A 23,416-nucleotide genomic window follows, 5' to 3' on the forward strand; every position below is an offset into this window, starting at 1 on the left:
GGTCAGGGGCGGTGGATCACCAGGGACTGGCCCGGCAACCGCGTGCCCTCCGGCCGTGCGGACACGTTCTCGTCGGAGGCGAGCAGCACCGCTCCCAGCGGGACCGGCAAGGTCACGGACTCCGGCGAGAAGTTCACCGACACCGCCAGCGCCCCCCGCCACATGACCAGCCACCGGTCGTCCGGGTCGCAGTCGACCCGGACCCGGTCCAGGCGGGGGTCGGACAGCTCCGGCAGGGCCTTGCGCAGGGCCGTCAGGTCGCGGTACCAGCACAGCAGCGACCAGTGCCCCTCCTCCTTCAGCTCGTCCCAGTCGAGCTTGGAGCGTAGGAAGGTCTCCTCCTCCGACGGGTCGGGCGCCTCCCAGGCGTAACCGAAGCCCTCGAACTCGCGCTGCCGGCGCCCGCCCTCGCTGTCGCGCAGCTCCGGCTCGACGTGGTCGGAGAAGAACAGGAACGGCGTCCCGGCCCCCCACTCCTCCCCCATGAACAGCATGGGCGTGAACGGCGAGGTGAGCAGCAGTCCGGCGCCGAGTTTGAGCTCGGGCATCGGCAGCCGGTCGCCCATGGGCCGGTTGCCGATCTGGTCGTGGTTCTGCAGGCAGGCGACGAGCCGGTGGCCGGGCACGCCGGTGAAGGGCCGTCCGTGCGCGCGGTCGCGGAAGCTCGAACGGCTTCCGTCGTGCAGGACGCCCGAGGTCAGCACCTTGGCCAGGGCGGGCAGGCCGGCGAAGTCGGTGTAGTAGCCGTGGTGCTCGCCGCTGACGGCGGTGTGCAGCGCGTGGTGGGCGTCGTCGTTCCACTGGGCGGTCATGCCGAGCCCGTCGGCGTCGCGCGAGCGCACCATGCGGGGGTCGTTCAGATCGGATTCGGCGATCAGCGTCAGCGGCCTGCCGACCGCACAGGACAGCGCGTCGACCTCGTCGGACAGCTCGGCCAGCAGGTGGGTGGCGCGGCGGTCGTGCAGCGCGTGCACGGCGTCCAGGCGCAGCCCGTCGATGTGGAAGTCGCGCAGCCACTGCAGGGCGTTGTCGATGAAGTAGCGGCGCACCACGTCGGACCCCGGCCCGTCGAGGTTGACCGCCTCGCCCCAGTAGCTGCCGGCGAATCCGGAGAAGTACGGCCCGTACGGGTGCAGGAAGTTGCCCGACGGTCCCAGGTGGTTGTGGACGACGTCGAGGATGACGCCGAGACCGGCCCGATGGCAGGCGTCGACGAGGGTCTTGAGCCCGTCGGGGCCGCCGTAGGTGTGGTTGACGGCGTAGAGGTCGACGCCGTCGTAGCCCCAGTTGCGGGTGCCGGGCACCGGCGCGACCGGCATGATCTCCACGAAGTCGGCGCCCAGCTCGGTCAGGTGCTGGAGCTTCCCGGCGGCGGCCTCGAACGTCCCCTCGGGGGTGAAGGTGCCGATGTGCAGCTCGTAGATGACGCCGCCCCGCAGGTCGCGCCCCTTCCAGTCGTGGTCGGCCCAGGTGAAGCGGGCGTCGTCGTACACCGCGCTGGGCCCGAAGACGCCCTCGGGCTGCCAGCGGGAGCGGGGGTCGGGGTAGGGGCCGTCGCCGTCGAGCACGAAGCCGTACCTGGTGCCGTGCCCGGCTTCGGGCACGGCGGCGGACCACCAGCCGTCCTGGCTCGCGGACATCGGCCGCCGGCCGCCGGGGACGTCGACCTCGACCGCCGTGGCCGTGGGTGCCCACACCTCAAAGATCATGTCTCTCCAGGAGTGCGACGGGATGCGTGCCGAGCAGGTGAGCCAGAGGGGTCCGCCCGGTGTACAGGCCGCCGCCGAGCAGGTCGCGCCAGTGTCCCGGGGGCAGCGCCAGCGTGGTGTCCTCCCATCCGCTGCCGGCCAGGCGGGCGGGCAGGCGGGTGGCGATCGCGACGGCCTGCGGCCCGCCGCCCTCGCCGCGCGCGAAGGCGATCACGTGCTCCGCCGCCTGCCCCTGGGCCTGCAGCGGTGTGTACGGCGCGGCGGGGCCGAGGCGTCGACGCAGCCGCAGCGCCTGGCCGGTGACCTGGAACTTGACCCGGTCCCAGTCGGACGCGGGCGTGCGCGGGAAGGTGACGGGACGCCGGTTGTCCGGATCGACCAGGGAGAAATCGGTCATCTCATTGCCCTGGTAGACGTCCGGCACCCCCGGCATCATCAGCTGGACGAGCTTGGCGCTCAGCGAGTTGGACCTGGCGAAGCCGTCTATCCGCTCGGTGAAGCGGCCCACCGGCAGCCGGACGGCGGCCTCGGCGAAGTCGCGCAGTCGCTGCTCGTAGCCGGGGTCGGGGCGGATCCAGGAGGTGGCGGTCTTGGCCTCGCGCGCCGCCTTGAGCAGGTAGGCGGCGAACCGCTCGGCGGAGATCGGCCAGGCGGCCATGAGGTTCTGCCAGGCGAGGTAGTCGAGGTGGGGGTCGAAGCCGAGCTCCGACGACCACTGCGACACGGCCTCGGCCCACTCCTCCGGCAGCTCCGACAGCACGGCCAGCCGGGCCCGTACGTCCTCCGACCGTTTGGTGTCGTGGGTGGACAGCGTGGTCATCGAGTCCGGCCGCATCTCCGCGCAGAACTGGTGGAACTCCTCCACCGAGGTCCCGAACCGGTCCGGCTCGCCCCCCACCTCGTTCAGGCACGACAGCGGGAACCACCGGTACAGCGCGGTGTCCTCCACCCCTTTGGCCATGACCGGCCCGCAGGCCTGCTGGAACCGGGTGATCACCTCGGCGGAGCCGTACAGGACCTGCTGGACGAGCGGCCGGACGGCGGGAGAGCAGGTGGCGGCGGCCCGTTCGACGATCTCGACGGCCTCGGGCGGCGGCGGCTCGCCGGGCACCACGTAGGCCCGGTAGACCGGCATCGCGGCCAGCAGCTCGGCGACCACCTCCGGGGCGCAGGCGGCCGCGTGGGCCAGCCGCCGGACCTCGGCGCCGAAGAACAGGTCGATGACCTGGTGCTTGGCCCGCATGACCACGGGCAGGTAGTCGTCCCGCTCGCCGGTCAGCCGGGTGAACAGCTCGACGAGCGGCGTCTTGCCCTCCGGGTCGACGAACAGCCCGTTGACCCGGTTGAGCACTTCGTAGCCGGTGGTGCCGTCACAGGCCCAGTCGTCCGGCAGCCGTTCGTCGCCGATGAGGATCTTCTCCACGACCGTCCATACGCCGCCTGACCTGGCGCGCAGCCGGTCCAGGTAGCCGCGCGGGTCGGCCAGGCCGTCGGGGTGGTCGATCCGCAGCCCGTCGGCCAGCCCCTCGTCGAGCAGCCAGAAGATCACCTCGTGCGTGGCGAAGAACACCGCCGGATCCTCGACCCGCACCCCGATCAGCGTGGAGACGTCGAAGAAGCGCCGGTAGCCGGGCCCTTCGCGCCAGTCGACGAGCCGGTAGTGGCCGGGGTGGGGGAAGGCGTGCTCGTGGTAGCGCAGCAGGTCGCCGTCGACCACCGGCTCGGTGTCGTCGCCCAGCACGGGCAGCGCCACCGTCCCGCCGTCCCAGTCGATGTCGAACCAGCTCGCGTACGGCGAGTCCCGGCCGTGCTGAAGCACCGACCAGAACTGGGCGTTCTCGGTGTTCATGTGGTTGGGGACGAGGTCGAGGATGACGCCCAGATCGAGCGTGGCGAGCCGCTCGGCCATCTCGCGGAAGCCCTGGGCGCCGCCGAACTCCTCCCGGATCCTGGAGTGGTCGGTGACGTCGTAGCCGTGCCGGGATCCGGGGGTCGCCTGCAGGATCGGCGACAGGTAGAGGTGGCTGACGCCCAGCTCGCGCAGGTAGCCGGCGGCCTCCGCCACCTGGGCGAAGCCGAAGTCGGGAGTGAGTTGCAGTCGGTAGGTCGAGGTGGGCCTAGACACGGCGCAGCACCCGCACGCTGCGTCCGGGCACGTCCACGCCCTCGCCGGCCCGGCACATCCGCACGTCCAGCCCGATCGGCATGGCGGTGTCGATCTCGGTCTGCCACATCTCGCCGTAATCCTTCGGGATCGTGAACTTGATGGTGTCGTGATGGGCGTTGAACAGCAGCAGGAACGAGTCGTCGCGGATCGGCCTGCCCCGCCGGTCGGGCTCGGTGATGGCGTCGCCGTTGAGGAAGACGGCCAGCGACTTGGCGTAGCCGACGGTCCAGTCGCTGTCGGCCATCTCCTCCCCGGACGGCGTCAGCCAGGCGATGTCGCTCAGGCCACGCACCGGCTTGCCGTAGAAGAACCTCCTGCGCCGGAAGACCGGATGCCGCTTGCGCAGCGCGGCCAGGCTCTGCGTGAACTCCAGCAGCAGCCAGTTCTCCCGGACATCCGACCAGTCCACCCAGGTCAGCGCGTTGTCCTGGCAGTAGCCGTTGTTGTTGCCCTGCTGGGTGCGGCCCAGCTCGTCGCCGTGCGAGAGCATCGGCACGCCCTGCGACAGGAAGAGCGTGGTGAGGAAGTTGCGCTTCTGCTGCTCGCGCAGCGACTCGATGGCCCAGCCCGCCGGGCCTTCCTCGCCGCAGTTCCAGGACCGGTTGTCGTCGGTGCCGTCGCGGTTGTTCTCCTTGTTCGCCTCGTTGTGCTTGTGGTCGTACGAGACGAGGTCCTGGAGGGTGAAGCCGTCGTGGCAGGTGACGAAGTTGATCGAGGCGGCGGGGCGGCGGCTGTCGTCCTGGTAGAGGTCGCTCGACCCGGTGAACCGGGAGCCGAACTCGGGCAGCGTGGCCGCCTGGCCGCGCCACAGGTCGCGGATGGTGTCACGGTAGCGGCCGTTCCACTCGGTCCACCGGGACGGGAAGTTGCCGACCTGGTAGCCGCCGGGGCCCACGTCCCACGGCTCGGCGATGAGCTTGACCTGCGACAGCACCGGGTCCTGCTGCACCAGGTCGAAGAAGGAGCTCAGCCGGTCGACCTCGTGCAGCTCGCGGGCCAGCGTCGAGGCCAGGTCGAAGCGGAAGCCGTCGACGTGCATCTCGATGACCCAGTAGCGCAGCGAATCCATGATCATTTGAAGGACGTGCGGGGACCGCATGAGCAGGCTGTTGCCGGTGCCCGTGGTGTCCATGTAGTAGCGCTTGTCGCCGTTGACCAGCCGGTAGTAGTCAGGGTTGTCGATGCCACGGAAGCCGAGCGTCGGCCCCAGATGGTTGCCCTCGGCGGTGTGGTTGTAGACGACGTCGAGGATGACCTCGATGCCCGCCTCGTGCAGCGCCCGCACCATCGCCTTGAACTCCAGCACCTGCCCGCCGCGCTGGCCCTGGCTGGAGTAGCGGTTGTGCGGGGCGAAGAAGCCGATGGAGTTGTAGCCCCAGTAGTTGGACAGGCCGCGCTGCTCCAGGATGTGGTCGGTGACGAACTGGTGCACCGGCATCAGCTCCAGCGCCGTCACGCCGAGCTTGGTGAGGTGGTCGAGGATCTCCGGGTGGCCGAGCGCGGCGTACGTGCCGCGCAGGTGCTTGGGGATCTTGGGGTGGCTGATCGTGAGGCCGCGCACGTGCGCCTCGTAGATCACCGTGTCGTGGTACGGCGTCGCGGGCGGCCGGTCGTGCCCCCAGCCGAAGAACGGGTTGATCACGATCGAGCGCGGCACGTAGGGGGCCGAGTCCATGTCGTTGCGGGTGTCAGGTGAGCCGAAGCGGTAGCCGTACACCGCCTCGTGCCAGTCGACCCCGCCCTCGATCGCCATCGCGTACGGGTCGAGCAGCAGCTTGGCCGGGTTGCACCGCAGCCCGCGGGCCGGCTCGTAGGGGCCGTGGACGCGGTAGCCGTAGCGCTGCCCGGGACCGATGCCGGGCAGGTAGCCGTGCCAGATGAAGCCGTCCACCTCGGTGAGCGGCACCCGCGACTCCCAGTTGTCCTCGTCGAACAGGCACAGCTCCACGGAGTGCGCCACCTCGGTGTAGAGCGAGAAGTTCGTGCCCGCGCCGTCGTAGGTCGCCCCGAGTGGGTACGGGTCTCCCGGCCACACTTCGATCATCGAAGCTCCCTCACGGTCTTTTCCATGGTGTGTCCTCTCGCTCCACCGGACAACCCCGGTTTCGTCCGCCCCGCCCGCGGCAACCTCTTACCTTCCCCGCGCCTCGCGCCGATCACTCTGTACCCCGTCGCGAGCGGCTAACCGCCCTGGCGTACGCCCGCCTCCCAGGACAAGGTTTGACCGTTTCTTGACCGGCTATATTGCGGTGCCATGGGCGGATTCAAGAACTTCATTCTGCGCGGCAACATCGTCGAGCTGGCCGTCGCGGTGATCATCGGGGCCACGTTCAGCGGGCTCGTGCAGGCGCTGGTCACCGACCTGGTGACGCCGCTGATCGGCGCCGTCACCGGCGGACGGCAGCCGAACTTCGCCGAGTACTCCTTCACCGTCAACGGCAGCGAGTTCAAGTACGGCGACTTCCTCAACCACCTGATCACCTTCCTGATCATCGCGGCGGTGGTCTACTGGCTGATCGTCCTGCCGATGACCCGGCTGCTCGCGCTGCTCGACCGGAACAAGGCGGCCACCACGAAGCAGTGCCCGGAGTGCATCAGCGACGTGCCGGTGGAGGCGCGCCGCTGCATGTACTGCACGGTCGAGCTGGTCCCCGGCTCGGAGACCCCGGCCACTCCCTAGCCCGCCTTAGCCCGCTTTAGCCCGCCTTAGCCCGCCCATGTCCGTACTTGGCGGGATCGGTGGGCTTGGAGCGCCACGCGGGTGAAGGTCTGGTGGGACGAGGGTTTCGCGTTCTTCCGGCCACTACCTACGCAGATGCGGCACCGGTTCGACAAGATGGACGGGTGAGCGTTGAGTTGATGGTCTGGAACGAGCCCGCGCCGATCTCCAGGGACCAGGCGCGAGCCGCCTACCTGGAGGTCAAGAAGACCGAGCCCGTCGCCGGGCAACTGCCGGACATCGCCAAGGAGCTGCCCGGACTCGTCACCGTCTACCACGATCAGGTGCTGGTGGCGATGGACCTGGACTCGATGGACGAGCTGTCCGGCCAGGTGTTCACGGTCGCCCGCGCGCACGGAGTGGCCTGTTACGACCCGCAGCGCGATCTCGTGCACAACGTCGCGCCGCTCGGCGTCCACCAGGGGATGCAGCTGCACACCGGTGACGGCCTGATCGTGCACGACCCCGATCTGGGCCTGGTGCATGACGTGCTGGCCACCCTGTCACCGCAGAACCCGTTCGTCGCCCTGGTGAACTTCGGGCAGCACTTCATCCAGGTCTCGCCCGGTTACGAGCTCGAGTACAAGGAGACGGACCTCATCAGGACCGAGGTGGCCGAGCTCGACGAGGTGCAACGGGCCTTCCAGGAGTACGCCACGGGCGAGCGCGGGTTCCTCGGCCGGCACGAGTGGTCGGCCTGACGACCTACGCCCGCTGAGGGACTGACAGACGGGCGCGGACCAGCCGGACGACCGGCGTGACGGCGCCGACCAGCAGGAGCGTGAACAGCGGCGCGAGCACCAGACCGATCAGCGCCCCGGCGGCCACGTCGTGCGGGTAGTGCACGCCGACGAAGACCCGCGAGAACGCCATGACCGCGGCCAGCGGGAGCACCACCCAGGCCAGGGTGCGCCAGATCAGGACGAGCGTCGCGGCGGCGCCGACGGCGATCACCGAATGGTTGCTCGGGAACGACCAGTCGCCCACGGGCGGGCAGGCGGCGATGGTCGCGACCCCGTCCCGGCACGGCCGCTCCTCCCGGATGAGGATCTTCACGATCTCGCTGCTGACGTACGCGCACACGATCCCGGCCGGCCCGGCGATGGCGAGTGCCAGGTCGCGAGGCGGGGCGTTCCTCGCCCGCCACCACGTCAGCATGAACAGCGCCGCGAAGAGGAACAGCCCGGCGTCGGTGCCGACCTCGGCGAGCGTGTGCAGCCATGCGGGCGTGGTGAGAGCGAAGTCGACGATGTCGCGGTACAACGGGTGTCCAATCTGTTAACAGCCGATGGACAGAACCTTACGAGTGGATCTTTGTCGACACCTCGGCCTTTCGGATGATTACTGCCTTCATGTCCCCGAGGAAGGCTGCGTATCCCCACCTCGGACCGGGTATGGAGGCTCTCGTGATCGGAGGGCAGGTGATCGTCGGCTACACCGACGACTCGGGCGGGCGGGACGCTCTCGCCCTGGGCGCCGCCATCACCCGTGTCACCGGCGGCGACCTCACGGTGGTGTCGATCTACCCGCCGGGCAGCCCCGGCCTGGCGGTCGAGGCGCAGGCGGGCCTGGCCAACGCGGCGGTCCGGCTGGAGGACGTGCCGGCCGAGTTCATGGCGTTCGAGAGCAGGGGCGCCGGTCGCGGGCTGGCGGTGCTGGCCAGCCGGATCAGGGCGGACCTCGTGGTGGCCGGGTCGGCGGACGGCGGGCCGCACGGCCGCATCCAGCTCGGCAGCACCACCGACCACCTGCTGCACCTGTCACCGGAGGCGGTGATGCTGACGCCCGCCGGCTACGTGCCGCCTGACGGCCCCACCCGGCTCACGCTCGCCTACGTGCACCGCCCGCAGTGCGACACCGCCGTCGAGCAGGTGGCGCAGGCCGCGCTCCGGCTGGGCGTGCCGCTCCGGCTGATCACCTTCGACCTACGGACCGAGGACCGGGGACGGCTCAGGGACGATCTCGCCCTGGCCGTCCGGCAGGCGTGGGAGGGCACCGGCATCGAGGCCGAGGCGGAGGTCGCCGAGGGGCATGACGTCGCCGCCGCCGTGGCCGCGGCCGAGTGGCTCCCCGGCGAGCTGCTGGTCTGCGCGGCCAGCGAGGACGCGCAGCCGCACCGGGTGTTCATCGGCGAGCAGGCGATGAAGCTGCTGCGCGCCTCACCGTGCCCCGTCGCCGTGCTGCCACGCGGCTTCGCCTGACGACCTCCGTTCTGGGACGGCGGCCGGCCTAGCGGCCGCGCCTGACCGCCTGGTCGTACAGCTCCAGATAACGGTCGGCCATCACCGCCGGGGAGAAGCGGACGCGGGCCTCGCGGCGGCACTCCTCGGGGTCGAGCTCGTCCACCCGCAGGACCCACTCCGCCAGCTCCTCCTCGGTGTCGGCGAGGAAGCCGGTGCGGCCGTGGTCGATGATCTCGGGCATGCAGCCCCGGCGCAGGGCGACCGGCGGCACGCCGAGCGCCATCGCCTCCACCACGGCCGTGCCGCCCGGCTCGTCCCACTGGATGGGGAACAGGGCCGCGCGGGCCGAGCCGTAGAGGGTGTCGCGCTCGTCGCCGCCCAGGGAGCCGGCCCACGCGATGAGGTCGCCGTCGAGGTAGGCGCCGAGGTGGTCCAGGTAGTAGCGGACGTCGGCGTGGCCGTGCAGCGGATGGTAGGGATCCTGGGCCACGACGTCCAGCTCGGCGGGGGTGTTGAGGCCGCTGACCGGGCCGGCCAGCACCAGCGGCAGGCCGAGCTTCTGGCAGACCCTGGCGGCCACGTGCTGGCCCTTGAGCCCGCAGACCCGGCCCATCACCACCAGGTGCTCGCCCCGCTCGACCCGCAGGTCACGGTCGGCCAGCGGGGTCGCCAGGTGCACCGCGCCGAGCGCGACGTCCTGCACCGCCCTGGGCGCGCGGGCGAGCTGGGAGTGCGAGACGCCGTTGACCGCGATCGACTGCGGGAACGACCGGTAGAAGGCGGCGTGCTTGCGCAGGTCCCAGTGCAGGGTGTGCAGCACGGGCGGGCCGTCCAGGGCCGACAGCACGGCGGGCCCGACGACCTCCAGGTGGTCGTGGACCAGGTCGATGTCGTCGCGACGGCGCAGCTCCGCGGCCACCCGCGCCTGGTGGGCGTGCGAAATGCCCATCACCTGGTTGTACGGCTTCTGCAGGTGGGCGAACTGCCCCTGCTCGAAGACGCTGATCAGCTCGTCCACGTCGAGGGTGCTCGACCCCACCGAGGCCAGGATGATCCGCACCCCGCGTTCGCGCAGGGCCGGGACGAGCGTGGCGACCACGTTCTCGATGCCGCCGTAGCCAGGGGGCGGGACCGCCAGCCACGGTCCCGCGTTCACCAGAACGTTCATGCCACATCCTCCTCCAGTACGAGGGAGGCCAGCGGAGGCCGCTCTGCCACGGCCACGTCCACCAGATCGGCCTGCCCTTCGAGCCCGAACTGCAGCAGCGTGTGGGAGGGGGGCTCCGAGGTGAGGACGCGCCCCTGGCGCTCCAGCCGGGACCACGCGGTGGCCATGATCTGCCCCGCCATGCGGCCGAGCGCGGCCACCGACTGGTGGCTGTGCGTACGGGAGCCGAGATCGACCTGCGCCATGGCGTCGAGCCCGACCAGGTTCAGGAGGTCGACCAGGAGCCCGAACTCCACGCCGTACTCGGTGACGAACGGCACCCGCTCCAGGGTCTCCCGGCGGGCGGCGTACTCACCCCCGAGCGGCTGCGCGAAGCCGGACAGTTCCGGCCAGAACATGTTCAGCAGCGGCCTGGCGACCAGCTCGGTGACGCGCCCGCCGTCACCGCGCCTGACCACGCCGTCCTCACCGGTGAAAGGCCGTTCGTAGGCGGCCTTGACGAACTGGATGTTCCTGTCCAGAAGCAGCGGCCCGAGGAGACCGGAGACGAAATGGGAGCCGAAGTTGCGCAGGTCGGCGTCCACGAAGACGACGATGTCCCCGCTGGACGCGGCCAGCCCCTTCCACAGCGCTTCGCCCTTGCCGGTCAGGGGCGGGAGCTGGGGAAACACCGCTCGCTGCGCCACCACCCGCGCTCCCGCCGCGGCCGCTCTGACCGCGGTCGCGTCGGTGGAGTTGGAATCAACGACGATGATCTCGTCCACGAGCGGTGTCCGCTCCACGAGGTCACGGCGGATCACGGTGACGATGTCGCCGACTGTCGACTCCTCGTCACGCGCCGGCAGCACGACGCTCACCGTGGTCGTCCCCTTGGCTGGGAGCAGGGCGTCGAGCGGCCATTCCCTGGCCGTGCTCGAATGCGGCCCGTACCACTCCCGGACCCTTGCCAAGGCGCGAAGATCTGTCTCCATGCAGTCATCCCCGATCTTTTCAGGTCACGGTCGGCGACATCTGCCCTATCCATGCGTCTTCGAACATGGTTGTTTGTTTTCTGCTGACCGTGGGATATGCCGGGTTATGATCCCCACTACCCGTATCGGCATGGTAGGTGCCGGTAATGTCGCCGCGAGGCACGCTGAGGTCCTGTCTGGTTTCGGCGATGTTAAGATCGCCGGAATCGCGGACACAGATCCGCGCCGGGCCGAAACACTGGCGTCGAAGCACGACTCCCCCGCTTACGGAAGCCACACCGACCTGCTGGAGGCCGGCGGTCTGGATGCCGTTTACGTCTGTGTGCCTCCATTCGCGCACGGTAATCCAGAGCTCGACATCTTGGCCTGCGATATCCCTATTTTTGTGGAGAAGCCGCTTTCACTTGATCTGGGGACCGCGGAGAAGATAGCCGACGAGATCGACCGGCGCGGCCTGCCGTCCGCCGTCGGTCACCACTGGCGTTATCTCGACATTCTCGACCAGGCGCGGGAGCTGCTGGCCGACCGGCCGGTGCGCCTGGCCCTGGGCCACTGGCTGGACAAGGTTCCCCCGGTCGGGTGGTGGCTGGACCCCATGATGTCCGGCGGCCAGACCGTCGAGCAGGCGGTCCACGTCCTCGATCTGGCGAGACTGCTGGTGGGCGAGGTGAGCATGGTGCACGCCGTGCCCGCCGAGAGCCCGGTGAACGGCGAGATCGACCACGCCACGGCGGCGGTGATGCGCTTCACGGACGGTGCGACCGGGCTGCTGGCCACCACCTGCCTCCTGCGCCACAAGCATCGGGTGGGGCTGGAGGTGCACGCCGAGGGCATCGCGCTCGACCTGACTGAGACGGAGCTGGTCGTGGACGGCGAGCGGCAGGTCCAGGACGGCGGCAAGGCCAAGACGATGGTCGATCGCACGTTCGTGGACGCCGTACAGGGTAGAGAGGCCGACGTGCGGGCCCCGTACCGGGAGGCCCTGAAGACCCACCGGCTGGCGCTCGCGCTGGCGCGGTCGGCACGACAGCGGGAGCCGGTGATGCTCGATGGGTGACCACGGTGGCCACGCGGACAGGGCGTACGGCACGTCCATGGGTCCCGTCATGGGCGCGATGCTGAGCATCGAGGCGCCGGGCGAGGTGACGCTGGTCGAGGACAAGCTGGTCGAGGTGCCCGACGGCGGGTTCCGGGTCGAGACCGGGCACAGCGGGATCTCGGCAGGCACCGAGCTCACCTACGTCAAGGGGGACAATCCCTACCTGACCTCCACCTGGGATCCCGCGCTCGGCCTGTTCCGGCAGGGCACGCCCTCGGTGGCCTACCCCGTGCGCGGCATCGGATACATGCAGGTCGGCACGGTGGTCGAGACCCGCACCCGAGCGGTGCGCGAGGGGGCCACGGTCGCGATGGCCTACGGGCACCGCACCGGCTACGTGGCCGACCCCCTACAGGATCGCTTCGTGGAGCTGCCGGACGACCTGAACCCGATGCTCGGCATCTACGTGGCCCACATGGGCCCGATCTGCGCCAACGGCCTGCTGCACGCCGCCGCCGACCTGCACGGGCCGAACGTCCGGGAGCTGGGCGACGGCGTGCGGGGGCGGCGGGTCGTGGTGATGGGCGCGGGCGTGGTCGGGCTGCTGACGGCGTCGTTCGCCCTGTCGTACGACGCGGCGGAGGTCGTGGTCGTGGACGAGACCCCCGACCGGCTCGCCGTCGCCGCGGCGCTCGGCGCGAACGTGCTGGCCGCCGACGAGGACCCGGCCGTGGAGCTGAAGCGGCGCTGGCGGCACGGGCCCAACGACCGGGGCGCCGACGTGGTGTTCCAGTGCCGGGGCCAGGCGCGGGCGCTGGCTCTGGCGTTGAAGCTGCTGCGACCGCAGGGCACCGCCATCGACCTGGCCTTCTACACGAAGGGCGCGGACGAGGTGCGGCTGGGCGAGGAGTTTCACCACAACGGGCTGTCGCTGCGCTGCGCCCAGATCGGCCGGGTGCCGCGCGGGCTGGCGCACGCATGGGACAGGGAACGCCTGTCCCACGAGACGATCGGCCTGCTCAGGCAGCGTGGCGACCTGCTACGCCGGCACGTGATCACCGAGGTCGCCGGCTTTGCCGAAGCTCCCCGCCTGCTGGCCGACCTCGCGAGCCGCCGACGGCACGCCGTGCAGGCCGTGCTCAGCCACCACGTCGAGGATGAGGGCGGCTGACCAGCTGAAGTCGCGCGATCCGTGCCCCTGCAGCGTGATGGGGTCGAAGTACTCGCGGAACCCGGACCGCACCACCGCCTTGATCATGTTGTCGGCGAGCGAGGCGGCCAGGTCGGCGCGGCGGTCCTTGAGCCCCTGCCAGACCAGCCAGGTGAGGTTGATCCAGCTCGGCCCGCGCCAGTAGCGGACCGGGTCGAACTCCGGGGCGGCGGGAGCGAAGCTCGGCAGCACCCCGTCCTTGAGGGCGAAGCGGTCGAGCCCGGTGCCGATCAGCGCGTGCGCGATCTCGCGCGGCAGGCCGGGCAGGATGAGCGGGACCAGGCCGGCGGCGCTGCTGGAGCGGATCAGGTTGCCGGTGCGCACGTCGCGGGGCTGGAAGAGGCCGTCGTCGTAGAGGTGCTCGACCATCGCGGCGGTGATCGCGGCGGCTTCGGCGCGGTGCGGCTCGGGATCCAGGCCGCACGCGGCGGCGATGTCGGCCAGCGCCAGCTCGGCCACCCCGTAGGCGGCGTTGAACAGCGGGTCCTCGACGTGGAACTCACCCGCCTGGCGGTAGCCGGAGTCGCGGTAGGCGCGGGCCAGCGCGGTGTAGCGCTCGTAGTCGCGGTCGGTGGGCCGCTCCTCGGCGCTGACATGGGTCAGGTCCCTGCGGCGGTAGCCGGTGGCGCCCGTCTCGACGGCGGCGAGCGGCCGGTCCCAGGCGGGGCTGTTGTCCATGCCCGACTCCCAGGGGTGCACGATCGAGATCAGCCCCTCCGGCGAGCGCCTGGCGGTGCGCAGGAACTCCTGCTGCGCCACCAGCCGGGGATAGATCCTGCGCAGGAAGGCCAGGTCGGGCTCGGCCTGGTGGGCCCGCCACGCGGCCAGCGCGTGCACCGGCGGCTGCACGATGCCGGAGGTCGCCGCGCCGGAGGGCGAGCGCGCCTGCCAGAACTCCGGCCCCGGGAAGTAGGCCCCCTCGGGCACCAGCGGATTGAAGACGATGTGCGGCACCCTGCCGTCGCTCCACTGCGCCCCGAACAGCGACAGCAGCTCGGTCCTGGCCCGCCTGGGCGACAGGTGGGCGTTGCCGATGGCGATGAAGGCGGAGTCCCAGCTCCACTGATGGGGGTAGAGCCTGCGCGAGGGGACCGTGTGTCCGCCGTCCCAGTTGTCGATCAGTACACGCACCGCATCGCGGAGGATCATAGAAACTTCCTGATGAAGGCGGCCGTCTGGGGAAGAACGATCTCGGGCTCGCCGCGCAGGCGGCATTCGAGCGCCAGGTAGCCCTCGTAGCCGACGGCGTCGAGGGTGGCGAGCTGCGCGCCCCAGTCGAGGTGGCCGGTGCCCGGCTGGTTGCGGTTGGACTCGCTGATCTGCATGTGCGCGAGGTAGGGGGCGGCCTCGATCAGCGAGCGGCAGGGATCGTCCTCCTCGATGTTCATGTGGTAGGTGTCGCCGACGATCCGGATCGAGTCCATGGCGCAGTAGGAGACCGCGTCGGCCAGGGTGTTGACCATGTGGTTCTCGTAGCGGTTGAGCGGCTCCAGCATGATCAGCACGCCGTTGCGCTGCGCGTGCTCGCCGAGGATGCCCAGCGCCTCGGTCAGCACCTCGCGGTCCTCCTGGGCGCTGCGCGGCGGGACGAACGGCGGCAGCCGCAGGGAGAACTGGCCCCACGAGGCCGGGGTCATCACGCCGACGCCGCCGAGCTCGCCGATGACCGAGAGTTGCGACCTGAGCTGCTGGATCGCGTCCGTCCGCTTGGCCGGGTCGAAGTCGCCGATGAAGTGCGGCATGTCCACGCACACGGTCGGCATCACGACGCCGTCGGCCAGCGCCCGCTTGAGCTCGGTCAGGCGGCCCGCGAAGTGGAAGTCGCCCTTTCCGCGCAGCTCGATGGCGTCGAACCCGGCCTCGACCGCGAACGCGAACTTCTCCTGCAGGGACCGGCCGGGCAGGAGCTGCTCCTGGGCGGCGAGCTTCACTGTGACTCCTCGAAGGTGAAGACGAGCTGGAGCACCTCGGACGGGTGCTTGTCGATCAACTCGAAGGCGGCGGCGGCGTCGTCCACGGGGACGACGTGGCTGATCAGATCGGTGACGTCGATGTCACCTCGGTGCACGACCTCCATGAAGGTGCGCTGCAGACGCTCGACGTCCCAGCGGTGGGCGAGCCAGGAGGCGACGCCGCCGATCTGGGAGGAGACGAGCTGCACCTGGTTGTGGTGGAACTCCTCGCCGAGGCGCAGCCCGATGCCGTCACCCTGGTAGAAGCCGGCGGCCACGACCCGGCCGCCTTTGCGGACGGTCCTGATGGCCTCGTGCAGGCCGAGGTTGCTGCCGCTCAGCTCGATGACGGTGTCGGCGCCCTCGATCCGCTTGCGGGTGAACTCGGCGACCGAGCCGGACCGGACGTCGAACGTCTCGGCGGCGCCGTACTTCCTGGCGAGCTCCAGGCGGGCCGGGATGGCGTCGGCGGCGACCACCCGGGCGCCGCTCAGCACGGCCAGGCGGGTGGCGAGCAGGCCGATGACGCCCTGGCCGAAGACGGCGACCTGGTCGCCGAGATGGATGTCGGCGGCGTGCACGGCGTTCAGCGCGATGGCGCCGACGCGGGCGAAGACGCCGGTGATCGGGTCGGCGCCCGGCGGCAGCACATGACCGACGAGCTTGGCGGCCGGGACGACGGCTTCGGCCCGGTGGCCCCAGATGCCCCAGACGAGGCTGCCGACAGGCGGGTCGGCGACGTCGGGCGCCGCCTCCACCACCTCACCGACCTCTTGGTAGCCCCAGCCGCTGAGCGGATAAGCGTGGGTGTTGCCGTCGAGGAAGAGGCGCTGCTCGGTGTCCCACTTGCGGTTGAGATAGGGATTGGTCCCCCGATAGGCCGTCAACTCGGTGCCCGCGGAGACTCCCGAGAACAGAGTGCGCACGCGCACGCTGCCCGCGACGAGCTCGGCGGGCTGTTCCAGGCTGACAGAGACAAGGCCTGGCTCTTGAAAGGTGATGACGCGCATTTCCCACACTTATGCCTATTGATCAAACAAAAGTCGATCAATTACGGGTTGTTGGCAAACCATAGTTGCGCCCGGAACACTCGTAAGTCTACGACTTCCGTCGAGTCTCCTGACGAAAATGGGGGTTCAGACGGTGTGTCTTCTGGAAAGGCACCTTACCCGGCATACAACACCAGGTCATACGCTTAGATTCCTTACGCGACATCCTTCGCGAACAGCAGACCCCCGCTTTGCCTGCGCGCCCGGCCCCCTGAACATTCCACGCCCGGCGCATGAGGCGCGGGTGAAAGCAGTGGCCGGCGTGACCACGTCGAGGCTGGTCTCACTTACTCCACGTTGAGCCGTCTCGTCCGGGGGTACGTGCGGGCGTATCCCCGTACAGAGGAGCGTGCCATGCCGAAGCGGGTAACCGCCGTCCTCTCCGCCGCACTGCTCGCCGCGACCTGCCTGGCGGCCTGTGGCGACGACAGCGAGCAGGCCACCGACCGGATCACCGTCTGGACCGAGGAGAACCTCGAAGACCGGATGGCCGTCCAGAAACAGATCATCGCCGAGTTCACCCAGCAGACCGGGGTCAAGGTCGACCTCGTCGGAGTGGCCGAGGACCAGTTCAGCCAGGTGATCACCTCCGCCGCCGCGGCGGGCGACCTGCCCGACGTGATCGGGGCGCTTCCCCTCGCCTCGGTCCGTGAGCTGGAGGCCAACGACCTGCTCGACACCGAGACCGCCGGCAGGATCGTCGATCGGCTCGGCCGGGACACGTTCTCGGCGCGGGCCCTGGAGCTCGACAGCTCCGAAGGCAAGCTGCTGGCCGTGCCCAGCGACGGATGGGCGCAGCTCATCCTCTACCGCAAGGACCTGTTCGAGCGGGCCGGGCTGCAGCCGCCCGACACCTACGAAGCGCTGCAGGCCGCGGCCGCGAAGCTGAACACCGGCGGCACCGCGGGCATCACGCTGGCGGTCGCGCCGAAGGACGCCTTCACCGCGCAGAGCTTCGAGCACATCGCACTGGCCAACGGCTGCCAACTGGTGGACGACGCCGGCAACGTCACCCTCGACTCGCCCCCGTGCGTCAGGGCGTTCGACTTCTACGCCGGCCTGGCCAGGGACCACTCGGTCAAGGGCATGCAGGACGTCGACTCCACCAGGGCCACCTACTTCTCCGGCAAGGCCGCCATGATGATCTGGTCGTCGTTCGTCCTGGACGAGCTGGCCGGGCTGCGCAAGGACGCCCTACCCAGCTGCCCCGAATGCCGGGATGATCCTGAATGGCTGGCCAAGAACACCGGAGTCGTCACCGCGCTGAAGGGCCCTGACGGCAGCGCGCCCGCGCAGTACGGCGAGATCGTCTCCTGGGCGATCATGCGGGACTCCGCCACCGACCCGGCCACCCGGTTCGTCTCCTACATGATGAACGAGGGCTACGAGCGGTGGATCGGGATGGCGCCCGAGGGCAAGTTCCCCACCCGCAAGGGGTACGCGGACAAGTGGGACCGGCTGCCGGCGGGCGTCGACACGAAGAAGCCGCTGGCCGACGTCTACCCGGCCGAGGTGCTCGACGCGCTGCGCACCAGCCCCGACACGTTCGGGCGCTGGGGCATCCCGCAGGGCCAGGGCAAGCTCGTCGGCGCCACCATGGGCGAGCTGCCGGTGCCCACGGCGCTGAGCGCCATCGTGAACGGCTCACTCACCGCCCAGGCCGCGGCCACCCAGGCCAAGACCGAGGTGGAGACCATCAAGCGCGGGATCCGCGAGTGAAGCGCGGGCAGACCCCGCGCGGGCAGACCCTGCGCGAGCAGGAGGGCCGGGCCGGGCTGGCGCTGATCTCGCCGACCCTGACCATCACGCTGGTCGTGGTGGTGCTGCCGCTCCTGTGGGCGATCATGCTGGCGTTCCAGGACGTACGGCTGATCAACATTCGCCAGGTGGGGCTCTTCGGCGGCTACACGCTGGAGAACTTCACGTACGTGCTGGCCGAGCCGGGATTCTGGACGGCCCTGGTCAACACCCTGATCTACACCGTGGCGGGCACCGGGCTGTCGATCGTGATCGGGCTGGTCGCCGCGCTGGCCCTGCGGGACAGGTTCAGGGGCAGGACCCTGGTCAGGGCCTCGATCCTGATCCCGTACGTGGCGCCGGTGGTGGCGGTGACGTTCCTGTGGGAGACGATGCTGAGCCCCCAGTACGGCATCGTGAACACCTGGCTGCGCGAGCCGATCGCCTTTCTCACCCAGGCCAGGGGCACCTTCCTCGGCGTCGAGGTGCCGGTGGCGCTGCTCACCGTGATCGCGTTCGAGGCGTGGCGGTACTTCCCCTTCGCCTTCCTGTTCATCCTGGCCAGGATCCAGGCGCTGCCCGCCGAGCTGGACGAGGCCGCGGTGGTGGACGGGGCGACGCCGACGCAGCGCTTCCGCTACGTGATCATGCCGCAGCTGTGGCGGATCATCGCGCTGCTGGCGGTGCTGCGGTTCGTGTTCACCTTCACCAAGTTCGACGACGTCTATCTGCTGACCGGCGGCGGCGCAGGCACGGAGGTGGTCAGCGTGCGCGTCTTCAATTTCCTGACCGCTCGCGACGACATCGGCGCCTCGGCCGCGCAGGCCATCGTGCTCGCGGCCGTGCTGGTCGTGTTCCTGGTCGTCTATCTCAAGTTCTTCGCTGGAGGCGACCGTGACCAGGGATAGGTTCGAGCGGGCTCTGTTCCGGGCGCTCAGGCCGCTGGTGATCGCCGTCCTCTTCCTGATCACCGCGTTCCCCCTGTACTACATGGTGATGCTGTCCTTCCGCGACATCCAGGAGCTCATCCTGGAGCCCGGCTCGCTGTGGCCGCGGAACTTCACCCTGGACACGTACACGAACGTGCTGGGCCGGCAGGGCTTTCTGACCTTCATGCGCAACAGCGCGATCGTCGCGGTCGTCTCGGTCGCGGTCACGCTGCTGATCTCGATCCCCGGCGCGTACGCGGTCGCGCGGCTGCGCTTCTTCGGCCGCCGGCAGGTGCACTTCCTGTTCCTGGCCGTCTACCTGTTCCCGGCCATCGTGCTGGCCATCCCGCTCTTCGTGCTGTTCACGATGCTGGGGCTGCGGGGGTCGCTGACCGGCCTGATCCTGGTGTACATCGCGCAGACCGTGCCCGTCACGGTATACATGCTCCGCAACTACTTCGAAACGGTGCCGCAGAGCGTGGAGGAGGCCGCCGCGATCGACGGTTGCAGCCGCCTGTCGACGATCTGGCGGGTGGTGCTGCCGCTGTCCAAGCCCGCGCTCATGGCGACCGGACTGTACGCGTTCATGATCGCTTGGAACGAGTTCCTGTTCGCTCTGCTCTTCCTGGTGGAAAAGCGGGACAGCTGGACCGTTTCCCTGGGACTCTCACAGCTGGCAGGCAGCATCGAGATCCCGACAACGGTTCTCATGGCGGGATCCGTGGTACTGACACTGCCCATCGTGATCGTGTTCTTCGCCGGCGAGAGACTGCTGACGGAGGGCCTCACCGCAGGGGCGGAGAAGGGATAGACCATGCTGACGGCAGGGCAGGTCCTCCAGCTCATCCGCGACGGCTCCTGCCCGACACGCAGAGAACTGATCGAGTACACCGGTCTGTCCCGGTCGACCATCACCGACCGGGTGGACCGGCTGATCGAGGCCGGGTTCATCCACGAGTCCGGCGTCGGGACCTCCGGCGGCGGGCGGCCCCCCTCGGTGCTCGACATCGACGCCACCAGCCGCCTGGTGCTGGTGGCCGATCTGGGGGCCAGCCACGCCCGGGTGGCGCTCACCGACCTCGCGGCCCGGCCGATGGCCGAGGAGCACACCGAGATGCGCATCGAGCTCGGCCCGGAGGCCGTCCTGTCCTGGGTGGGCCAGGCCTTCCAGCGGCTGCTCGACCGCGCCGGCCGGACCGCCGGCCAGGTGTGCGGCATCGGCCTCGACCTGCCCGGCTCGGTGGACCACACCACGGGCCGGGTCATCCGGTCGTTCCTGATGCCCGGGTGGGACGACCACCCGATCCGGGAGCTGCTGCGGGAGCGGTTCGACGTGCCGATCCTGGTGGAGAACGACGCCAACGCGATGGCGCTGGGCGAGTGGTGGTCCGGCTGGCGCCACTGCGAGTCGCTCATCCTGATCAAGGTGTCCACCGGCATCGGCACCGGCATCGTGCTGGGCGGGCGCGTCTACCGGGGTGTGGAGGAGGCCGCGGGCAACATCGGCCACGTCCGCCTGCACGAGGCCGACGACCGCGTGTGCACCTGCGGCTCGCGCGGCTGCGTGGCCTCGCTGGCGAGCGGCTCCGCCATGGCCGCGGACCTGGGCCGGAGCAGCAGCCGCGACGTGGTCCGCCTGGTGCACGCCGGAGACCCCGCCGCCATCGCGCGCACCCAGGAGGGCGGCCGCACCCTGGGCATCGTGCTGGCCACGGCGGTCAGCCTGCTCAACCCGGGCGTGCTGGTGCTGGCCGGTGACATGGCGGCGACGGGAGAGCACTATCTGACGGGCATCAGGGAGAGCGTCTACCGCCGGAGCCTGCCGTACACCACCCGCAACCTGGAGATCGTCCCGAGCTCGCTGGGCGACCGGGCGGGCATCGTGGGGACGGCCGTCGCCGTCATGGAGCACGTCCTGTCGCCGGCGGCCGTCGACGCGGCCCTGGCCGAGCTCGCCCCGTCACGAGGAAGGGCCAGGACCGGCGCGGCCGGCTGACAGCGCGGCCTCCAGCCCGGCCCTGGCGGTGGTGAGCGAGGGGCCGTACCACGTGAGCAGCCGCCCGCTCACCAGCGCGCAGGGCAGGCCGGGGAACGACTCCGGGCCGTCGGTGGCGGTGAAGGCGTAGGGCTCGTCGGGCAGCACCACCAGGTCCGGGCGGGCCGCCACCAGCTCCGGCAGCGGGATCTTCGGGTAGCGGTCGGGGTGGCCGGCGTAAAGGTTGTCCACGCCCAGCCTGGCGAGCACGTCACCGGTGAAGGTGTCGCGGCCTGCCACCATCCACGGACGCCGCCAGATGGGGATGACCGCGCTCCTTCTCGGCCCATCGTACGGCGCCCGCCAGCTCTCCTCGGCCCGGTCGAGCCAGCCGGGACGGCCGGCGCGGCAGGCCACGGCGAACATCCGGGCCAGGGAGGCGAAGGCCTGGTCCAGGGTCTCGATCCTGGTCACCCAGACGGGGACGCCCGCCGCGCGCAGCGCCTCGATGTCGGGGGCGCGGTTCTCCTCGGCGTTGGCCAGGACGACGTCCGGGCGCAGCCGCCTGATCAGGTCGAGATCGGGGTTCTTGGTGCCCTTGACCCGGGTGACGTCCAGGTCGGCGGGGTGCGAGCACCAGTCGGTGACGCCCACGAGAGCGCCGGGGAGCGTCGCGGCCACCGACTCCGTCAGCGACGGCACGAGGGACACGACGCGCGTCACCGTCTCGGGGACCGGCACGACCGCCCCGGTGTCGTCGACCTGTTCACCTGGCACAGAAGAACTCTATGCGTCGTGACCATGGACTGGGAGATCGCCGGGAATTGCGCTACAAGTGAGGTTAGAGAACCTTACAATCCTAAAAAACACCATATTGACTGAATCGGGGGATCGTCGGTTTGGAGCGAGACTCGCTGGGCTTTGATCCGAACACGCCCAACGTCGCCCGCCTGTACGACTACTACCTCGGGGGCAAGGACCACTTCCCGGCCGATCGCGAAGCCGCCGAGAAGATCCTTGAAGTGGCCCCCGAGCTGCGAGCCGCCGCACGCGCCAACCGGGCGTTCCTGGGACGAGCCGTGCGGTTCCTGGCGGGCGCCGGGATCCATCAGTTCCTGGACATCGGCACCGGGCTGCCCACGCAGGGCGCCGTGCACGAGGTCGCCAACGAGGTCCTGGGAACCAGCAAGGTCGTCTACGTGGACGTGGACCCGGTGGTCCTGGTCCACGCCAGGGCGCTGCTCGAATCGGCCCACGACACCAGAGCGGTGGAAGGCGACCTCAGAAAGCCTCAGGAAATCCTGAGAAATCCGGATGTCACCGAGATCATCGACTTCACCAAGCCGGTCGGGATCCTGCTGGTCGCCGTCATGCACTTCATCGACGAGGCCGACGACCCCGAGCAGATCATCCGTACCTTGCGCGAGGTGATGGCACCGGGCAGCTATCTGGTGATGTCCCACGGCACCAGCGACGCCCGCGCCGAGGCCGTCAGCAAGGGCACCGAGGTCTACCGGAACGCCACCTCGCGGCTCTTCCTGCGCGACCGCAAGCGGATCGAGGCCCTGTTCGAGGGCTTCGAGCTGCTGGACCCCGGGGTGGTCTGGCTGCCGGAATGGCGGCCCGACGAGGCTGACAGGATCGACTTCATCGACCGGCCGGAATCGTCGCTCGTCCTGTGCGGCGTGGCCAGAAGGAGCTGACGCGTGCGGATCGGCCTGGCGGTGCCGCAGTACGGCAGGTTCGCCTCCCCCAGCAGCCTGCGCCTGGTCGCGCAGGAGGCCGAGGCCATGGGCCTCGACTCCCTGTGGGTGGGCGACCGGCTGATGACACCGCTGGAGCCGAAGGACCGCTATCCGGGCGGCGACGGCGCGATCCCGGAGGAGCACGGCGTCTTCCTGGACCCGTTCGCGGTGCTGTCGGTCGCCGCCTCCGTCACCTCCCGGGTCCGGCTGGGCTCCAGCGCGCTGAACGCCTGCTGGTACCCTCCCCCGCTGCTGGCCCGCTCGCTCACCACCATCGACCGGCTCAGCGACGGCCGGCTCGACGTCGGCCTCGGCCTGGGCTGGTCCTCCGACGAGTACGCGGCCGTCGGCGTGCCGTGGCGGTCCAGGGCCGCCCGGTACGAGGCCACGCTGGACGCGCTGGAGGCCATCTGGCACAGCGACCCGGTGGCCTACTCCAACGAGTTGTGGACCGTGGCGCCCAGCCGCATCCAGCCCAAGCCCGTCGGCCGCCCGCCGCTCTACCTCGCCGGCTTCTCGCCCGGCGCGCTCCAGCGCATCGGACGCCGGGCCGACGGCTGGCTCACCGCCGCCATGCCGCTGTCCATGCTCGTCCCGATGTGGGACTCCGTACGGCGCAGCGCGGAGTCGGCCGGCCGCGACCCGGAGGCGCTGCGCATGGTGATGCGGGCCAACCCGAAGATCACCGGGAAGGGCCGGGGGACGCCGCCCGTGAGCGGCACCGTCGCGCAGATCGCCGGCTACCTGAACGAGGCGGCGGCGGCCGGGGTCCACGAGATCTTCCTGGACCTCCAGCTCACCGCCACCGACGACCAGCACCTGCTCAAGCTGGCCGGCGAGTTCAGGTCCCACCTCACCTGACC

Annotated in this window: 20 protein-coding genes and 1 pseudogene; 11 read left to right on the forward strand and 10 right to left on the reverse strand. The window is 70.1% G+C overall.

The annotated features are described in order from the left end of the window. Positions 1 to 2 precede the first annotated feature (2 nt). Genes treZ through glgX form a run of 3 tightly spaced genes read right to left on the reverse strand, consistent with a single transcriptional unit; the run spans position 3 to position 5,920 of the window. A complete protein-coding gene (gene treZ / locus ACIBQX_RS30260; RefSeq protein ID WP_397010384.1) occupies positions 3 to 1,709 on the reverse strand; it encodes a malto-oligosyltrehalose trehalohydrolase in 1,707 nt (568 codons plus the stop codon). Continuing rightward, entirely contained in the window at positions 1,699 to 3,834 is a 2,136-nt protein-coding gene (gene treY / locus ACIBQX_RS30265; protein ID WP_397010386.1) for a malto-oligosyltrehalose synthase, read from the reverse strand. The genes treZ and treY overlap by 11 nt, the downstream gene beginning before the upstream one ends. Then, complete coding sequence (gene glgX / locus ACIBQX_RS30270; protein WP_397010388.1) at positions 3,827 to 5,920, reverse strand: glycogen debranching protein GlgX; 2,094 nt, start codon at positions 5,918 to 5,920, stop codon at positions 3,827 to 3,829. The genes treY and glgX overlap by 8 nt, the downstream gene beginning before the upstream one ends. Positions 5,921 to 6,130: 210 nt before the next feature. Between glgX and mscL the strand changes: the two genes are divergently transcribed. Together mscL and ACIBQX_RS30280 are read left to right on the forward strand one after the other, a co-directional pair. Beyond that, the gene (gene mscL, locus ACIBQX_RS30275; RefSeq protein ID WP_397010390.1) at positions 6,131 to 6,556 is read left to right on the forward strand and encodes a large conductance mechanosensitive channel protein MscL; all 426 of its coding nucleotides are present in this window, start codon (positions 6,131 to 6,133) and stop codon (positions 6,554 to 6,556) included. Positions 6,557 to 6,720: 164 nt separating this feature from the next. Beyond that, positions 6,721 to 7,296: a hypothetical protein gene (locus ACIBQX_RS30280; protein WP_397010392.1), complete on the forward strand. Its 576-nt coding sequence runs from the start codon at positions 6,721 to 6,723 to the stop codon at positions 7,294 to 7,296. 4 nt (positions 7,297 to 7,300) lie between these two features. On the opposite strand, the gene ACIBQX_RS30285 is transcribed toward ACIBQX_RS30280, so the two are convergent. Beyond that, the gene (locus ACIBQX_RS30285; RefSeq protein ID WP_397010394.1) at positions 7,301 to 7,858 is read right to left on the reverse strand and encodes a phosphatase PAP2 family protein; all 558 of its coding nucleotides are present in this window, start codon (positions 7,856 to 7,858) and stop codon (positions 7,301 to 7,303) included. A 143-nt stretch (positions 7,859 to 8,001) separates the two neighbouring features. Here ACIBQX_RS30285 and ACIBQX_RS30290 point away from each other — a divergent pair, with 143 nt between their 5' ends. After that, a complete protein-coding gene (locus ACIBQX_RS30290; protein WP_397010396.1) occupies positions 8,002 to 8,796 on the forward strand; it encodes a universal stress protein in 795 nt (264 codons plus the stop codon). A 28-nt stretch (positions 8,797 to 8,824) separates the two neighbouring features. Here ACIBQX_RS30290 and ACIBQX_RS30295 read toward each other — a convergent pair whose 3' ends face one another. Both ACIBQX_RS30295 and ACIBQX_RS30300 read right to left on the reverse strand, forming a co-directional pair. Next, a complete protein-coding gene (locus ACIBQX_RS30295) occupies positions 8,825 to 9,946 on the reverse strand; it encodes a glycosyltransferase (RefSeq protein WP_397010398.1) in 1,122 nt (373 codons plus the stop codon). Further along, positions 9,943 to 10,917 carry a glucosyl-3-phosphoglycerate synthase gene (locus ACIBQX_RS30300; protein WP_397010400.1) on the reverse strand — a complete coding sequence of 325 codons (975 nt, stop codon included), beginning with the start codon at positions 10,915 to 10,917 and terminating at the stop codon, positions 9,943 to 9,945. The genes ACIBQX_RS30295 and ACIBQX_RS30300 overlap by 4 nt, the downstream gene beginning before the upstream one ends. A 130-nt stretch (positions 10,918 to 11,047) precedes the next feature. Between ACIBQX_RS30300 and ACIBQX_RS30305 the strand changes: the two genes are divergently transcribed. Together ACIBQX_RS30305 and ACIBQX_RS30310 are read left to right on the forward strand one after the other, a co-directional pair. Further along, positions 11,048 to 11,974 (forward strand): Gfo/Idh/MocA family protein, encoded by a 927-nt coding sequence (locus ACIBQX_RS30305; protein WP_397010740.1) that lies wholly within the window; start codon positions 11,048 to 11,050, stop codon positions 11,972 to 11,974. Then, the gene (locus ACIBQX_RS30310; protein WP_397010402.1) at positions 11,967 to 13,127 is read left to right on the forward strand and encodes a zinc-binding alcohol dehydrogenase; all 1,161 of its coding nucleotides are present in this window, start codon (positions 11,967 to 11,969) and stop codon (positions 13,125 to 13,127) included. The genes ACIBQX_RS30305 and ACIBQX_RS30310 overlap by 8 nt, the downstream gene beginning before the upstream one ends. Positions 13,128 to 13,136: 9 nt before the next feature. Here ACIBQX_RS30310 and ACIBQX_RS30315 read toward each other — a convergent pair. The 3 genes and pseudogenes from ACIBQX_RS30315 to ACIBQX_RS30325 all read right to left on the reverse strand — a co-directional run. Continuing rightward, positions 13,137 to 14,381, reverse strand: a pseudogene (locus ACIBQX_RS30315) (MGH1-like glycoside hydrolase domain-containing protein); the annotation flags it as partial. Beyond that, positions 14,312 to 15,097, reverse strand: a complete 786-nt coding sequence (locus ACIBQX_RS30320; protein ID WP_397010404.1) for a sugar phosphate isomerase/epimerase family protein — start codon at positions 15,095 to 15,097, stop codon at positions 14,312 to 14,314. The gene ACIBQX_RS30320 and the pseudogene ACIBQX_RS30315, both read right to left, overlap by 70 nt. Then, positions 15,094 to 16,128, reverse strand: coding sequence for a zinc-binding dehydrogenase (locus ACIBQX_RS30325; protein ID WP_397010406.1), 1,035 nt, complete (start codon positions 16,126 to 16,128; stop codon positions 15,094 to 15,096). Before ACIBQX_RS30325 ends, ACIBQX_RS30320 begins: the two co-directional genes overlap by 4 nt. Before the next feature lie 393 nt (positions 16,129 to 16,521). On the opposite strand from ACIBQX_RS30325, the gene ACIBQX_RS30330 reads away from it, so the two are divergent. Genes ACIBQX_RS30330 through ACIBQX_RS30345 form a run of 4 tightly spaced genes read left to right on the forward strand, consistent with a single transcriptional unit; the run spans position 16,522 to position 20,829 of the window. Continuing rightward, the gene (locus ACIBQX_RS30330) at positions 16,522 to 17,886 is read left to right on the forward strand and encodes an ABC transporter substrate-binding protein (protein ID WP_397010408.1); all 1,365 of its coding nucleotides are present in this window, start codon (positions 16,522 to 16,524) and stop codon (positions 17,884 to 17,886) included. Beyond that, positions 17,883 to 18,812: a carbohydrate ABC transporter permease gene (locus ACIBQX_RS30335; RefSeq protein WP_397010410.1), complete on the forward strand. Its 930-nt coding sequence runs from the start codon at positions 17,883 to 17,885 to the stop codon at positions 18,810 to 18,812. Before ACIBQX_RS30330 ends, ACIBQX_RS30335 begins: the two co-directional genes overlap by 4 nt. Beyond that, positions 18,799 to 19,644 (forward strand): carbohydrate ABC transporter permease, encoded by an 846-nt coding sequence (locus ACIBQX_RS30340; RefSeq protein WP_397010412.1) that lies wholly within the window; start codon positions 18,799 to 18,801, stop codon positions 19,642 to 19,644. The genes ACIBQX_RS30335 and ACIBQX_RS30340 overlap by 14 nt, the downstream gene beginning before the upstream one ends. A 3-nt stretch (positions 19,645 to 19,647) precedes the next feature. Beyond that, positions 19,648 to 20,829, forward strand: coding sequence for an ROK family protein (locus ACIBQX_RS30345; RefSeq protein ID WP_397010414.1), 1,182 nt, complete (start codon positions 19,648 to 19,650; stop codon positions 20,827 to 20,829). On the opposite strand, the gene ACIBQX_RS30350 is transcribed toward ACIBQX_RS30345, so the two are convergent. Continuing rightward, positions 20,794 to 21,585 (reverse strand): helical backbone metal receptor, encoded by a 792-nt coding sequence (locus tag ACIBQX_RS30350; protein WP_397010416.1) that lies wholly within the window; start codon positions 21,583 to 21,585, stop codon positions 20,794 to 20,796. The genes ACIBQX_RS30345 and ACIBQX_RS30350 overlap by 36 nt on opposite strands. A 122-nt stretch (positions 21,586 to 21,707) precedes the next feature. Between ACIBQX_RS30350 and ACIBQX_RS30355 the strand changes: the two genes are divergently transcribed. Both ACIBQX_RS30355 and ACIBQX_RS30360 read left to right on the forward strand, forming a co-directional pair. Continuing rightward, positions 21,708 to 22,511 carry an SAM-dependent methyltransferase gene (locus tag ACIBQX_RS30355; RefSeq protein ID WP_397010418.1) on the forward strand — a complete coding sequence of 268 codons (804 nt, stop codon included), beginning with the start codon at positions 21,708 to 21,710 and terminating at the stop codon, positions 22,509 to 22,511. Positions 22,512 to 22,514: 3 nt separating this feature from the next. Next, a complete protein-coding gene (locus tag ACIBQX_RS30360; protein ID WP_397010420.1) occupies positions 22,515 to 23,414 on the forward strand; it encodes a TIGR03619 family F420-dependent LLM class oxidoreductase in 900 nt (299 codons plus the stop codon). Positions 23,415 to 23,416 lie beyond the last annotated feature (2 nt).

It is taken from the genome of Nonomuraea sp. NPDC049714, assembly GCF_044465295.1.
Classification (GTDB): Bacteria; Actinomycetota; Actinomycetes; order Streptosporangiales; family Streptosporangiaceae; genus Nonomuraea.